The sequence below is a fragment of the Robiginitalea sp. SC105 genome (assembly GCF_014243345.1).
Lineage (GTDB): Bacteria > Bacteroidota > Bacteroidia > Flavobacteriales > Flavobacteriaceae > Robiginitalea.
Map to the genome: position 1 here is coordinate 24829 of NZ_JACLZF010000002.1, position 13870 is coordinate 38698.

Annotated in this window: 11 protein-coding genes; all 11 read left to right on the forward strand. The window is 57.2% G+C overall.

All coding sequences use genetic code 11. The features are described 5' to 3' along the window. The first annotated feature begins 38 nt into the window (after positions 1-38). A complete protein-coding gene (locus H7F20_RS09220; protein ID WP_185785899.1) occupies positions 39-701 on the forward strand; it encodes a dienelactone hydrolase family protein in 663 nt (220 codons plus the stop codon). After that, positions 694-1335, forward strand: a complete 642-nt coding sequence (locus tag H7F20_RS09225) for a phosphoribosyltransferase family protein (protein WP_185785900.1) — start codon at positions 694-696, stop codon at positions 1333-1335. Before H7F20_RS09220 ends, H7F20_RS09225 begins: the two co-directional genes overlap by 8 nt. A 21-nt stretch (positions 1336-1356) precedes the next feature. Further along, positions 1357-2658, forward strand: coding sequence for an erythromycin esterase family protein (locus H7F20_RS09230; protein ID WP_185785901.1), 1302 nt, complete (start codon positions 1357-1359; stop codon positions 2656-2658). 232 nt (positions 2659-2890) lie between these two features. Then, positions 2891-4531, forward strand: a complete 1641-nt coding sequence (locus tag H7F20_RS09235) for a TldD/PmbA family protein (RefSeq protein ID WP_185785902.1) — start codon at positions 2891-2893, stop codon at positions 4529-4531. A gap of 26 nt (positions 4532-4557) precedes the next feature. After that, on the forward strand, positions 4558-5874 hold the full coding sequence (locus H7F20_RS09240; protein ID WP_185785903.1) for a TldD/PmbA family protein: 1317 nt from the start codon (positions 4558-4560) through the stop codon (positions 5872-5874). A 97-nt stretch (positions 5875-5971) separates the two neighbouring features. Further along, on the forward strand, positions 5972-6592 hold the full coding sequence (locus H7F20_RS09245) for a DUF4159 domain-containing protein (RefSeq protein ID WP_185785904.1): 621 nt from the start codon (positions 5972-5974) through the stop codon (positions 6590-6592). Positions 6593-6601: 9 nt separating this feature from the next. After that, positions 6602-7606 (forward strand): MoxR family ATPase, encoded by a 1005-nt coding sequence (locus H7F20_RS09250; RefSeq protein ID WP_185785905.1) that lies wholly within the window; start codon positions 6602-6604, stop codon positions 7604-7606. Continuing rightward, positions 7606-8505 (forward strand): DUF58 domain-containing protein, encoded by a 900-nt coding sequence (locus H7F20_RS09255; protein ID WP_185785906.1) that lies wholly within the window; start codon positions 7606-7608, stop codon positions 8503-8505. The genes H7F20_RS09250 and H7F20_RS09255 overlap by 1 nt, the downstream gene beginning before the upstream one ends. A gap of 1 nt (position 8506) precedes the next feature. Next, a complete protein-coding gene (locus tag H7F20_RS09260; RefSeq protein ID WP_185785907.1) occupies positions 8507-9832 on the forward strand; it encodes a BatA domain-containing protein in 1326 nt (441 codons plus the stop codon). Next, positions 9829-12090 carry a DUF4175 family protein gene (locus H7F20_RS09265; protein WP_185785908.1) on the forward strand — a complete coding sequence of 754 codons (2262 nt, stop codon included), beginning with the start codon at positions 9829-9831 and terminating at the stop codon, positions 12088-12090. Before H7F20_RS09260 ends, H7F20_RS09265 begins: the two co-directional genes overlap by 4 nt. Beyond that, the gene (locus H7F20_RS09270; RefSeq protein WP_185785909.1) at positions 12080-13828 is read left to right on the forward strand and encodes a hypothetical protein; all 1749 of its coding nucleotides are present in this window, start codon (positions 12080-12082) and stop codon (positions 13826-13828) included. The genes H7F20_RS09265 and H7F20_RS09270 overlap by 11 nt, the downstream gene beginning before the upstream one ends. Positions 13829-13870: the final 42 nt, after the last annotated feature.

Consider the following 13870-nt stretch of genomic DNA (forward strand, 5'->3'; position numbering starts at 1 on the left):
CTGTTTCTTTATGTTCCTAAGCCTGAAAACCGCGGGTCATGAAAGTAAAGGAACTACACGGAAACGTTTCAATAAGGTTGCAGGGGGCAGTTTTGAAAGGGAATCTCCATGTCCCCGACAATGCCCTGGGCCTGGTGCTTTTTTCGCACGGGAGCGGGAGCAGTCGGTTGAGCCCGAGGAACAATTACGTGGCAGGCGAACTGCAGCAGAGAAATGTGGGCACCCTTCTCTTTGACCTTTTGACCGAGCTGGAAGATGTCGAATACGATAACCGTTTCAATATCGACCTGCTCACGCAACGGCTAATCGGGACGACAAACTGGGTTAAACAGCAGGAGCAACTCTCTTCCCTCCAGCTGGGCTATTTCGGGGCCAGCACCGGAGCAGCTTCTGCCCTTCGGGCTGCAGCCCGCTTCGGGCCGGCTGTCCGGGCGGTTGTTTCCCGGGGAGGACGGCCGGACCTGGCCATGGCCTGGCTATCCGATGTGGCATCACCCACACTGTTTCTGGTCGGTGAGATGGATCCTGCGGTACTGGAACTGAATAAAAAAGCATATGATGAACTGCATTGTACAAAGGAACTTAAGATAGTTCCCGGGGCGTCCCACCTTTTTGAAGAACCTGGTAAACTGGAAATGGTAGCCAGGGAATCGACAGCATGGTTTGTACGGTGGTTCCAAAAAAATTTGAATCGTGTTTAGAGATCGCAAAGATGCCGGAAAACACCTTGCCAACCAATTGTTGCGCTACAGGGACCAGAGTGAAAACCTGGTGGTGCTGGCCATCCCAAGGGGAGGGCTTCCCATTGGGAAGATTATCGCCAGGTCTCTTGGCGCGCCCCTTGATGTGGTCCTGTCCAAAAAACTAGGGCATCCACGGAACCGGGAATTCGCCATCGGGGCCGTGAGCCCAGAAAGCTTCATTTTAACGGATGAAGGTGCCGCCAGCCGGGAGTATATCGAGTCCGAAATAAGCCGCATCCGCAAAAAGCTGGCGGCCGATGCGATAAGGTACCGCCACGGAAGGCCGCCTGTGGATCTGACAGGGAAAATTGTCGTGATTGTCGACGATGGGATCGCGACTGGGAATACCATTCTGGCAACCGCCCGACTGGTGTATGGGCAAAATCCTTTAAAAACGGTGGTGGCCATTCCGGTAGCATCCCCAACGGCCCTTCAGAAGCTCCAAAACTCGGAATATATCGATGAAGTCGTATGTCTTTCCACCCCGCGGTATTTCCAGGCAGTGGGCCAGTTTTACGACTCCTTCGAACAGGTGACGGACGAGGAAGCCATTGAGTTGCTCGACCGGTCAAACCAGGAGTGGACGGCCTGAAGGACCTTATTTTCAAAAACAATGGATCCCAGAATCGACATATTGCAAAGAAGCAGCCGGAAACTGGAAGACCACGGCGACCTCGAACCCTTGTTGGAAGCAATGTCCCGATCCCGCCTGGTGCTCCTCGGGGAGGCTTCCCACGGTACCCATGAATACTACACCTGGCGAACTGCAATCAGTAAGAGGTTGCTCTCCGATTACGGTTTTCGTTTTATCGCGGTCGAAGGGGACTGGCCGGACTTTTACCGGGTCAACCGGTATGTGAAACATTACCAAAGCAGTGCCTCGTCTGCCTATGAGACCCTTACTGCATTTAACCGCTGGCCCACCTGGATGTGGGCCAACTGGGAAACCGAGGCCCTGGTCAACTGGCTGCATGCCTTCAACAAGGACAAAAGTGCAGGGGAAAGCGCTGGTATCTATGGTCTGGACGTCTATAGCCTGTGGGAATCCATGGAGGCGATTTTCGACTACCTGAAGACCCGCGACAAAACCCTGTTGGATAATGCCAAAAAGGCTTTGGCGTGCTTCGGAAATGCAGGTAGCGAAGTGGGGCTTGCCTATGCCCGGTCGTTGCGCGGCTATCTGCCAAAAACCTGCGAGGATGAACTGGTGGAGCTTTTGACGGGAATCCGCCATCGAATGGCCTCTTTCAATACCGACCCGGAAGCATCCCTCAACATGGAACAGAATGCTGCGGTAGCAAGGAATGCCGAGATGTACTACCGTTCGATGGTGCACCTCAACGACAATTCCTGGAACATCCGGGACAGGCATATGATGGAAGCGTTGGAGCGACTCCTCAGTTTTTACGGCCCGGACGCCAAAGGCATCGTCTGGGAGCACAATACCCATGTAGGGGATGCCAGGGCAACGGACATGGCCAGAAGCGGAACCCTCAATATCGGGCAGTTGGTGCGGGAGCGCCTACCGGAAATGAAACCATTTATCGTCGGATTTGGATCACACTCCGGTACGGTGATAGCCGGGGCGGAATGGGGTGCTCCCATGCGGAAGATGCGTGTGCCGGAGGCCCGGGAAGACTCCTGGGAACATTTGCTGCATAACACTGCCAAAGGAGACCAATTACTGCTAATGAAAGACATCCGGCCCTTTACAATATTCCGGGATCCCATTCCGCACCGGGCCATAGGGGTGGTATACCACCCGGAACATGAACGGATCGGGAATTATGTGCCTTCCATACTGCCGGAGCGATACGATGCCTTCATCCATATTGATCGTTCCGAAGCCGTCCATCCGATGTACCTCTTTGTCGACACGGACCAGATACCCGAAACCTATCCCTGGGCCTTTTGAGATCGGTTATTTTAGGGTAATTCTTGGATATATATCCGGATATCCCCCGGAGCGTGTTAAAAAACCCCCGGATTTTAACATATTAAGGTAAGATTAACATAATACTTCTGCCTGCCTTTTTATTTTTAGGGGCTTTCGGATTCCCGGGCCGGGAATAAATCGATGGAAGCGTACACAACGCTTCTTACCACCGGCATTTGTCGATGAGCTAAACCTTATTAAACCACATTTTATGAAAAGAAGAAATTTTGTCCAGTACGCGGGATTAGGCACCGGTGCACTCCTGATGCCCTCCCTGCTGATGGGCCGCGAAATCCCACAGGAAGCCCTGCTGCATCCCGGTATGGATAACGCCGTCAAAAAGAGACTGGCGGATGTTGCCCTGAACACCGCTAAATCGCTTGGGGCCACGTATGCCGATGCCCGTATCGGCCGGTACCTGAACCAATACGTATTTACCCGGGAGGATAAAGTTCAGAATGTGGTGAATACCGAATCTTTCGGTATCGGCATCCGCGTGATCGCCAACGGCACCTGGGGTTTTTCCTCCACTAACTCGGTAACCGAGGACGGGATAAAGAAGGCCACCGAACAGGCAGTCGCCATCGCCAAGGCCAATTCCGGCATTCAGAAGGAACCCGTGGTACTCGCCCCTGTGCAAACCCATGGAGAGGTATCCTGGAAAACGCCCATCACCAAGGACTTCCGGGAAGTGCCCGTTTCCGACAAGGTAGACCTCCTGTTGTCGGCCAATGCGGCAGCCATGGAGAACGGTGCGAGCTTTGTGAACTCCGCGCTTTTCATGGTCAATGAACAAAAGTATTTTGCATCCACAGACGGCAACTACATCGACCAGGATGTCCACCGGATCTGGCCTACTTTCGGCGTGACTGCCATAGACCGGCAGGCCGGCAAATTCAAGAGCCGCCAGGCCATGAGCGCCCCAATGGGCATGGGATTTGAATATATGGACGGGCTGGATTCCGAAAAGCTGGAAGGCCCGGCAGGGATCAAACTCTATCGCAACAGTTACGACATCGTGGAAGATGCGGTCCTTGCAGCCCAGCAGGCCCAGCAGATGCTGACTGCGAAATCGGTGGAGGCCGGGAAGTACGACCTGGTACTGGAGCCGAACCACCTGGGGCTGACCATCCACGAATCGGTGGGCCACCCGCTGGAACTGGACCGCGTGCTCGGCTATGAGGCGAATTACGCGGGGACGAGTTTTGCGACCCTGGACAAATGGAAATCAGGCGACTTCAAATACGGAAGCGACATTGTCAACCTGGTCGCAGACAAGACACAGCCGGGATCCCTCGGTGCCGTGGGGTACGACGACGAGGGGGTCAAAACCAAAAAATGGGACCTGGTGCGCAACGGCATCCTTACGAACTACCAGGCCATCCGGGACCAGGTACATATGATCGACCAGAACGAATCCCACGGTTGTTGCTATGCCCAGAGCTGGGACGACGTGCAGTTTCAACGCATGCCCAATGTCTCCCTGGAGCCCGGGACTGAGAAATACGGCATTGCCGATATGATCAGGGACGTGGAGAAGGGAATCTACATTGCCGGCCGCGGGTCGTATTCCATCGACCAGCAGCGGTATAACTTCCAGTTCGGGGGAACCGTATTCTATGAGATCAGGAACGGGGAGGTCGTCGGGATGCTCGACGATGTGGCCTACCAGTCCAACACCCAGGAATTCTGGAATTCCTGTGTCAAGATCTGTGATGAAAGCGATTACCGCCTCTTTGGCTCCTTCTTTGACGGCAAGGGGCAACCCTCCCAGATCAGTGCCGTATCCCACGGCAGCTCCACCTCCAGGTTCAACGATGTAAACGTGATCAACACAGGCAGGACCATTTGACATTGGTTTTCCTAAAAAATTAGACAATGGCTATATATACAAAAGACGAAGCGAGAACCATTCTCGAAAAGGCATTGAGTTTTTCGAAGGCCGATGCCTGTGAAATCAACCTCAACGGCAGCAACAGCGGCAATATCCGCTATGCGCGGAACACGGTTTCCACCTCCGGGCACAGCTCCAACCAGACCCTGGTGGTGCAATCCAGTTTTGGCAAGAAATCCGGGACGGCCACCATTGACGAATTCGATGATGCCTCCCTCGAAAAAGTGGTCCGCAGGGCTGAGGAACTGGCACAGCTCTCCCCGGAAAACCCTGAGTTTATGGAGCCCCTGGGCCCTCAGGAGTATGCGGATTCCCGCACCTACCGGGAGTCTACCGCAAATATTACCCCGGAGTACCGGGCCAAAGTGGCCAGCAGCAGCATCGATCCTGCCGCGGCACAGGATGTGACTGCTGCGGGATTTTTTAACGACTCCGAGAGTTTCAGCGCCATGATCAATTCGAACGGCCTGTTTGCCTACAACCAGGCAACCGGGATGGATTTTACCGTAACCATGCGAACCAATGACGGAACCGGTTCGGGTTGGGTGAGCCGCGACTATAACGACGTCACAAAATTCGATGCGGCAGCAGCTTCCAAAATCGCCATCGACAAGGCGGTCATGTCCCGGGAAGCCCGTGCGATCGAACCCGGGAAATACACGGTGATCCTGGAACCCGCGGCCTCCAACGACCTGTTGAGTAACATGTTTTCTTCATTCAGTGCCCGCTCGGCCGATGAGGGCCGGAACTTCATGTCCACCCCGGACGGCGGCAACAAGCTCGGGCAGAAAATCGTGGATGAGCGGGTGACCCTCTGGTCGGACCCCCAGCATCCCGATGTGCCCACCGCCACCTGGAACGGGGCGGGCCAGCCGCTGAAGAAAACCATGTGGATCGAGAACGGGGTTGTCAAGAACCTGGCCTACGACCGGTACTGGGCCGAGCAGAAAGGCGTGGAGCCCGTGCCTTTCCCGTCCAACGCCATCATGGCCGGGGGCGATGCCAGCCTGCAGGACCTGATTGAAAGCACCAGCAAGGGGATCCTGGTGACCCGCCTGTGGTACATCCGCAGTGTGGATCCGCAGACCCTGCTGTACACCGGGCTTACCCGTGACGGGACCTTTTATATCGAAAACGGGAAGATCAAGCACCCGGTAAAAAACTTCCGGTTCAACGAAAGCCCGATCATCATGCTGAACAACCTGGAAACCCTGGGGCAGCAGGTCCGCATCGACGGAAACCTGATCCCCTATATGAAAATCCGCGACTTTACCTTTACCAGTCTGTCCGATGCGGTATAGGCATGGTTAAGACCTGAGAGCTGGTTGCCCGTCCCCGCGGGCAGCCAGTTTTTTTTAAGGCCCGGCGGAGCAACGATCAAATGAAGTAAGAAGCGCATTGAGCAACGAATTTTTTTTCACGAGACTGCAGTACGAATCCGGCGACTGGGACGTGGACCAGCGCATGCCCTCCAACCTGCTGAATTCGCTGGTGGAGTATACGACCCTGCAGGTGGACACCCGGGAGCGCATCATTTCCCTGGAGAGCGAGGAAATTTTCAAGAGCCCGTTCTGTTACCTCTCCGGCCATAAACTGGTGCAGTTTACCCAAAAGGAACGGGAAAACTTCGAGAAATACGTCCGCAATGGCGGCTTCGTTTTTGCAGACGATTGCAACCACGATATCGACGGGTTGTTCGCCAAGTCCTTTGAGCGGCAGATGGAGGAAATATTTGGCCCCGGGCAGTTGGCAAAGATCCCGAACGACCATGAAATCTATTCCATCTTCTTCAATTTTGAGGACGGGCCGCCCACGACCTCCCAGGAATTGAACGGCTGGGGGGACGACCTGGTTCATGATTACCTGAAGGCCATCCGGATTGACGGGCGGATCGGGGTGCTTTACAGCAACAAGGATTACGGGTGCGAGTGGGACTATGATTTCCGGAACAAACGATGGTATAAGATCGACAATACGCGTTTCGCGGTAAACATTGTCCTGTATGCCCTAACCTCATAACAATTGTACATGGATTCAGAATTAAAACAGGCAGCCGATGAGGTGGAAGCGCTTTCCGCCAGGCTGCAGCAGCTCAAGTCGGAGATTGCCAAAGTGATCATCGGGCAGGAGGAAATCGTTTCCCAACTGCTCATCACCTTCCTTTCCGGGGGGCATGCCTTGCTGGAAGGGGTGCCCGGGCTGGCCAAGACCCTGATGATCCGGACCCTGGCGGATGCCATTGACCTTTCCTTCAAGCGCATACAGTTCACCCCCGACCTGATGCCCTCCGATATCCTGGGGACCGAGATCCTGGAAGAAGACCACAGCACCGGCCGGAAGTTTTTCAAATTCAACAAGGGCCCCATCTTCTCGAACATCATCCTGGCCGACGAGATCAACCGGACCCCGCCCAAAACCCAGGCGGCCCTGCTGGAAGCCATGCAGGAATTCGAGGTGACCTATGGGGACAAGACCTATAAACTGGACCGGCCTTTCTTTATCCTGGCCACCCAGAACCCTATAGAACAATCCGGCACGTTCCAGTTGCCAGAGGCCCAGCAGGACCGCTTCCTGCTGTACATCAAGATCGGCTATCCTTCCGGGGCCGAGGAAACCAGCATCCTCAAGGCCACCACGGGTACCGCAAAGCCAAAAGTTGGGAAAGTCATCAGCGGGAAGGAGATCCTGAGGCTGCAGGAACTCGTCCGTGAGATTTCCATTAGCGACGGGCTTATCGCATACGTCAGCGACCTGGTACGGGCCACGCGGCCGGCGACCACCACTATGGATTACGTCAGGGACTGGGTCGACTGGGGGGCGGGACCCCGGGCCGGCCAGGCCATGATCCTGACTGCCAAGGCGCATGCACTGCTGGCCGGTCGGCTGGCGGTGACGCCGGAAGATATCCGGTCAGTGGTCCTGCCCGTCCTGCGCCACCGGGTCATCGTAAACTTCCGGGCGGAAGCCGAGGGGATCACCGCCGACACGGTCACCCATAAAATCCTGGATTCCGTCAAACCAAAGGACTCCTGATGGGCAGGCAGGGCTATCAGGACCTGCTCAGGCCGGAGGTGGTCAATACCGTCTCCGGGTTGTCCCTGGTATCTCGCATTGCCGTAGAGGGGTATACCTCCGGGCTGAATAGGAGCATCAGTGTCGGGCACGGGCAGGAATTTAGCCAGTACCGGGGCTATGAGCCGGGGGACGACCTCAGGCTGCTGGACTGGAAAATGCTGGCCCGGAGCGGACGGTACTACATCAAGCAATCGGAGATCGACAGCCTGGTCAGCGTCAAATTCATCGTGGATGCGAGCGCGTCCATGCTGCACCGGGAAGGGAACCTGTCCAAATTGGAATATGCCCGCCTGCTGGTTGCAGCCCTGGCCTACCTGGCTTATAAGCAGGGCGATTCCGTAAGCCTGTTTGCTTTGAATGAGAAGGATTTTGTCAGTCTGTTTTCCCGGGCCGGGAAGAAACACTACAACCGGTTGCTGTTGGAATTGCTTAAAATAACCGGTAGCGGCCAGTGGCCGGACCCGGGGGTTGCCTCCGGGAGGATCCCCAACAAAGGATCCCGCGAGCTCGTCTTTTTCCTGACCGACATGTACGAGCGCAAGGCCGAACTGACTTCATTTATCCGGGAACTGAAATCCCCCAGGAACGAAGTGGTTGTATTCCAGATCGCAGGTCCCTCCGAAATGCAGTTTGACTATGGCAAGATGCTGACCTTTGAGGACCTGGAAACCGGGGCCCGGGTGAAGGTCGATGCACGGAAGGCCCGGGCGGCTTACCTCCAAAAAATGGAAGCGCGCATGGAAGAAATCCGGCAGCAACTCCTGTCCCAGGGCATTTACCACCACCTGTTCCAAACCGGCGAACCGCTGGGGGAGGCCCTGAGGTATTACCTCGGACAACGCAACCGATTGAACTGATATGACCTTTGCAGCCCCCATATACCTCTGGACCCTGCTGGGCTTACTGGTCCCCCTGGGTATCCACCTGTGGAGCAAGCGGGAGGCAAGGACCATTAAAATCGGCAGTATCGAACTCCTGACCGAAAGCGATTCCCGCCAATCCCAAAGCCTGAGGTTGAATGAAAAGCGATTGCTGGCTTTGCGCATGTTGGTTGTGGCTGCCCTGTCTCTGATACTGGCCCGTCCCCAGTGGATTTCCAGGGAGGCGAACACCCCCCTGGTCTACGTGGTGGAGGCTTCCCTGCTGGAACGGGGCTCCATGAAGGAGTTCCTTGACAGCGTGGCTACGGAGACCCCGGTGCGGTTATTGAAAAAGGGACTTCCCGAATGGGAAGGGGAGGTCCCTGGTCCGGCACCCGCCCAACCGCCCAACTACTGGCAGCTGTTGCCCGAACTCGATTCCCTGCAGGCCGACAGCGTGGTGGTATTTACCCGGGCTTACCTCACGGGGGTGCGATCCCGCCGCCCCCAATCCGCACATTCCGTTCACTGGGTGGTGATGGACGACGAGCCCACCGGACCCCGCCCCGCACTGGCCATGGAAAAAGGGGGCGGATATGAGGTGCTTACGGCCCGCAGCGCCCCGGGTTATACCGCTTATGCCTGGACACCCTTGGAACCCGTGGAAATTGGGGGAGGCATGCAGGGGGGAGCTGCAGTCCGCACGCCCGGCAACCCGGACAGCCTGAAACTCGAAGCCGGTCCTTTTGCAGGCAATACCCTGCCGCTGTTTTCCCGGGATACGCTCCGGGTTGCCATGTACCATTCGGACAGCCTGGTGGATGAAAGCCGGTATACGGCCGCTGCCCTTGCTGCCCTTTCGGCTTTCCTGGAATGGGAGATTCAGGTTGAAACCCTGCGGTCCCCCTCGGAGGCCATCCCGCCCGATACGGACCTTTTGGTTTGGCTGGATACCGGTCCCCCGCCCGCCTGGGAAGGTCGGTTATTGTCCTACCGGGCCGAAATGCTGGCCAACCGGCCGATTGCCCTGGGGGACTGCCGGGACTGTTTTCACCTGACCGGCCCGTTAAACGCGGAAAATGTGGTTGCCGGTCACTATGCGGAACAACTGCTGGAAATCCTGGTCCCCCTAAACGGGTTCCGGGAAGTATTGGAACCCTACGATAAACGCCAGCTGGATGGGGGGGAGATCAGGCCTGGGCGAAGTCCCGGGGCTGTTGGGCCCACCCGCATGGTCCGTGCCGGGACAAGTAACTGGTGGTGGGCCGTTTTGCTGGTCCTGCTACTCGTGGAAAGGGCATTCACCAAATACCGCAGGCAATGAAGGCAACCGGCAACACCTTCCTGCATGCATTCAGGGACCGATGGCAACGCCTGCTGTATCTCCGCAGTCTGTGCTATGCCCTGGGGGCGGGGCTTTGTGCCGGGTTGCTGATGCCGTACCCATGGGCAGGCCCAGGGGTCTTCCTGCTGGTCCTGCTGGCCGCAATCGGGGTGTCCCGACCCTGGACCCGGACCCTGGAACGGAGCAGCAGGTATATCGATGCCCACCTGGAAGAGGCCGCCTATAGCAGTGGGTTGTTGGCAGTCCCCGACAATCAGCTGACGGGATTATCCAGGCTGCAGAAGTACCGGGTTGCGGAACACCTGCCCCGGGTTTCCCGGAAACTCCACCCGCCCACCGGGATAAAAACAGCCATATCCTGGCTTGTTCTCCTGTTAATTGCGGGCCTTGCCGGCCGGCAGTTGAACCTGCCAAACCGCTGGGACCTCTTTACCGGCCCGCGGGACGCCACCCCCGAAAGCATCCGTTTTGCACCCGTGGATTCCACTGGAAATGGGAAGGCGGTCCCCGAACTAGACGGGCAGCGTATCACCATTTCGTTTCCTGGGTACACGGGGCAGCCAGCCGTCTCCTCTGAAAACCCGAATATCCGGGCGCTGGCGGGTTCCGTTATCCGTTGGCAACTGCAATTTACGGGTCCGGTGGACAGCGTGTGGATGGAGTCGATGGGGGCGGAGCATGCGCTTCGGAAAAACGGGCAGGAATACGGTTTGGAACGGCCGCTTCGAGCCTCCGGTTTTTACAACTTCCGGTACCGGGATACCCTGGGCCGCTCCTATGTTTCCGACCTGTTTTCCATAGAAGCCGTCCCGGACCGGGAGCCGGAAATCGCCATCGAAGGAGTGCCCCAGTATACCTATTTTGAAGGGGACGACCCGCGGCAATTCGCCTTTACGGGCCGGATTTCGGACGACTACGGGATCGGGGAGGCGGCGATCGTGGCTACCGTGAGCAAAGGGAGCGGGGAATCCGTGAAGTTCCGGGAGGAACGGCTCGCCTTTGACGGGGGTTTCAGGCGTGGCGCCCGTGAGCTGCAATTGCCCAAAACCATTTTCCTGGACAGCCTTCGGATGGAACCCGGGGATGAGCTCTATTTTTATATAGAGGCTTCCGACCTCCGGGTGCCGGAGCCGAACGTGGCACGGAGTGAGACCTTTTTCGCGGTAATCCGGGATACGGTTACGGATAGCTTTGCCGTGGAGGGCAGCCTCGGGGTAGACCAGATGCCCGCATATTTCAGGTCCCAACGGCAGCTCATTATCGATACCGAACGCCTGATAGCCGAAAAACCCGGGATTCCCGAAAAGGAATTCAAATTCAGGAGCAACGAGCTGGGCTTTGACCAGAAATCCCTGCGGCTCAAATACGGGCAGTTTATGGGCGATGAGGCCGAGATGGAAATGGCCCCGGCCCCCGGGGGACAGTCCGCCGGGGTGGAAGCCGACGGGGAGGAAGTGACTGCCGGCGCGGAAGACGGGACAGGTAGTGAAGATCCGCTGGACGCATATACCCACGACCACGACGGGGACAACGAACACCAACTTGTGTCCGAAGAAGCCGGGGATGCGGAAGGGGAGGAAGCGGACCCCCTGCACGAGTACCTGCACAACCACGCCGACCCGGAGGAATCCACCCTATTCGAGGAATCGCTGAAAACCAAACTCAGGAAAGCCCTTAACATTATGTGGGATGCGGAGTTGCAACTCCGTTTGTACCAGCCCGAAAAATCCCTTCCTTATCAATACGCGGCCCTGAAACTGATACAGGAGATCAAGAACAGCGCGCGCGTCTATGTCCACCGGATCGGGTTTGACCCGCCCCCTATCAAGGAAGACAGACGCCTTTCAGGTGATATATCGGAAATCGCAGATTACCGGAAAAAGGAATCGGTGCGGTACGAGCCCCAGCTTGCTGCTGTCCGGGAGGCCGTGCGCCGCCTGGAGGAACTCCTGGGGGGTGGCCCGCCATTTGGGGAAGGCGACCTCCCACTTTTTAAAGAGGCCGGCAATGAACTGGCCGAAAAGGCCGTGGCCGAACCGGGGAGGTACCTCGGGCTGCTGCGCAGCCTGAAGGGCCTTGAACGCGTATCCGGGAGGGCCCCGGAAAATTACCGCTCCCTCCGCAAGGGTCTTCTGGGTATCCTCCCCGAACCTGAAAAAACCCCAACGGCATCTCCCAGCTTCCCTGATCCCGTCAATGCGCTGTTGCTAAAGGAACTCCGGATTTATGATAAGTAGTTTTGGCATCGGCAACCCGGGGATGATCCTGCCTGCGCTGATAGGCGGGGCGGCACTGCTGGCCCTGTTACTGATCAAGGAGTGGGCGGACCGGGATTTGGGCGCCCTCTGGAGCCGGATCCTGGCAGCGGGTATCAGCGTCGCCTCCCTGGTGCTGATCGCCCTGGAACCAGTGATGGAAACGGAGCGGGAAGGAAGGCTGGGCATCCTGCTTACCGAGGGGTTCCGGCAAGGGCAGGCAGATAGCCTGAAAAAGGCTCACCCCGGTATACGCACCTTCGACTACAAAGCGGGACAGCCATTGCAGGTCCCCGGGGAGGTTAAGACCCTTTATATCCTGGGGTATGGGCCCCAGGGATATGACCACTGGCAATTCGCCGGACATCGCTGCCATTTCCTGGGGGCTTCCCCACCAGCGGGCATTATGGGCATCCAGTACAGGAAAACGCTTGGGCTGGGGGGCGACTTATCGGTGCGCGGCCTTTACTCGAATGCCCCGGACAGCACCCGCCTCCTGCTGCTGGACCCGGGCGGGAACCCGGCAGATTCCGTCCTGCTGGCAGGGGAAGGCGTGTCGGAATTTCAGCTCAGGGGGGTGCCGAAGGCTGCCGGGGACTACGTGTTCACCCTTGAAGCCAGGGATCCCCGCGGGGAGGTCCTGTCCGCTGAGCCCCTGCCCGTGCGTATCCGGACCGGGAACCCGCTGCGCCTCCTGATCCTGAACACCTATCCGACCTTCGAAACAAAATACCTGAAGAATTTCCTGGCGGGCAGGGGCAATGCCTTGCTGGTGCGCAGCCAGCTCACCCGGGGCCGCTATAAATTCGAGTACTTCAACCGGGAGGCTACCCCTGTATACAGGTTTTCCGACAAAATCCTGTCCGATTTTGACGCGGTGATTGCCGACTGGCCTTCCCTGCAAAACCTGGACCCGGCCTCCCTGAGGGCCATTGAAAAGCGCGTGGCAGAATCCGGTCTCGGGTTGTTCATACAGCCCGATGAAGATTATTTCCGTCAGAATCCGGGAAGGGCCTATTTTGAATTTTCAGCGGGACCCGGAGAATCTGCCAACCCGGGGGAGGATGGGGAATTGGAACGATATCCCTATTTCCTGTCCGGGCCATTCACTGCCCGGGAAGTTCAAAATCCCGGGAGCGGACCCATCGGGGTGGTCCGCCCTTTGGGAGCAGGTCGGGTAGCGACTACCTGGCTCCGGGAGACCTATCCGCTCGTGCTGGACGGAAAGGAAGCCGCCTACGCCCAAATCTGGACCACGCTCCTGGACGCCGTGGTAACCGCTAAAGGGGAAGCCCTGGAATGGGAGGCGCTTACCGGAATACCCCGGGTAGACGAACCCTTTGAATTCCGGGTTCGCACCGGTATTACAGATCCTGAGGTTCGCAATTCGCGGGAAGCCAGGATACCCCTTATCCGGGAGGTTTTGCTCCCGGGGAACTGGCAGGGCAGGGATTATCCGCGTGAAACCGGCTGGAACCGTTTACGTGCGGGGCCCGACAGCCTTCCCACCCATACGTATTTTGTATATGATGAAAAGGCGTGGGAATCTGTGGAGGCCCACCAGTTGCTTCAAGCTAACCGGCGTGCTTTTTCCGATGCCGAAGACGTTTCCCCTTTGGTAAAACAAAAGGAGCCGGTCCCGCCCATCTGGTTTTTTGCAGCCTTCCTGCTTGGGATGGGCTGGCTCTGGCTGGCGCCCCGGATTTTACCCGGCGGATAAGCACAGGTCCCCCATTTTCCTTAAATTACTTCTTCAAGAACA

Coding starts and splice junctions, on each gene's coding strand:
- H7F20_RS09260 (WP_185785907.1), top strand. CDS start 8,507: ATGACCTTTGCAGCCCCCATATACCTCTGGACCCTGCTGGGCTTACTG.
- H7F20_RS09270 (WP_185785909.1), top strand. CDS start 12,080: ATGATAAGTAGTTTTGGCATCGGCAACCCGGGGATGATCCTGCCTGCG.
- H7F20_RS09230 (WP_185785901.1), top strand. CDS start 1,357: ATGGATCCCAGAATCGACATATTGCAAAGAAGCAGCCGGAAACTGGAA.
- H7F20_RS09235 (WP_185785902.1), top strand. CDS start 2,891: ATGAAAAGAAGAAATTTTGTCCAGTACGCGGGATTAGGCACCGGTGCA.
- H7F20_RS09220 (WP_185785899.1), top strand. CDS start 39: ATGAAAGTAAAGGAACTACACGGAAACGTTTCAATAAGGTTGCAGGGG.
- H7F20_RS09255 (WP_185785906.1), top strand. CDS start 7,606: ATGGGCAGGCAGGGCTATCAGGACCTGCTCAGGCCGGAGGTGGTCAAT.
- H7F20_RS09265 (WP_185785908.1), top strand. CDS start 9,829: ATGAAGGCAACCGGCAACACCTTCCTGCATGCATTCAGGGACCGATGG.
- H7F20_RS09240 (WP_185785903.1), top strand. CDS start 4,558: ATGGCTATATATACAAAAGACGAAGCGAGAACCATTCTCGAAAAGGCA.
- H7F20_RS09250 (WP_185785905.1), top strand. CDS start 6,602: ATGGATTCAGAATTAAAACAGGCAGCCGATGAGGTGGAAGCGCTTTCC.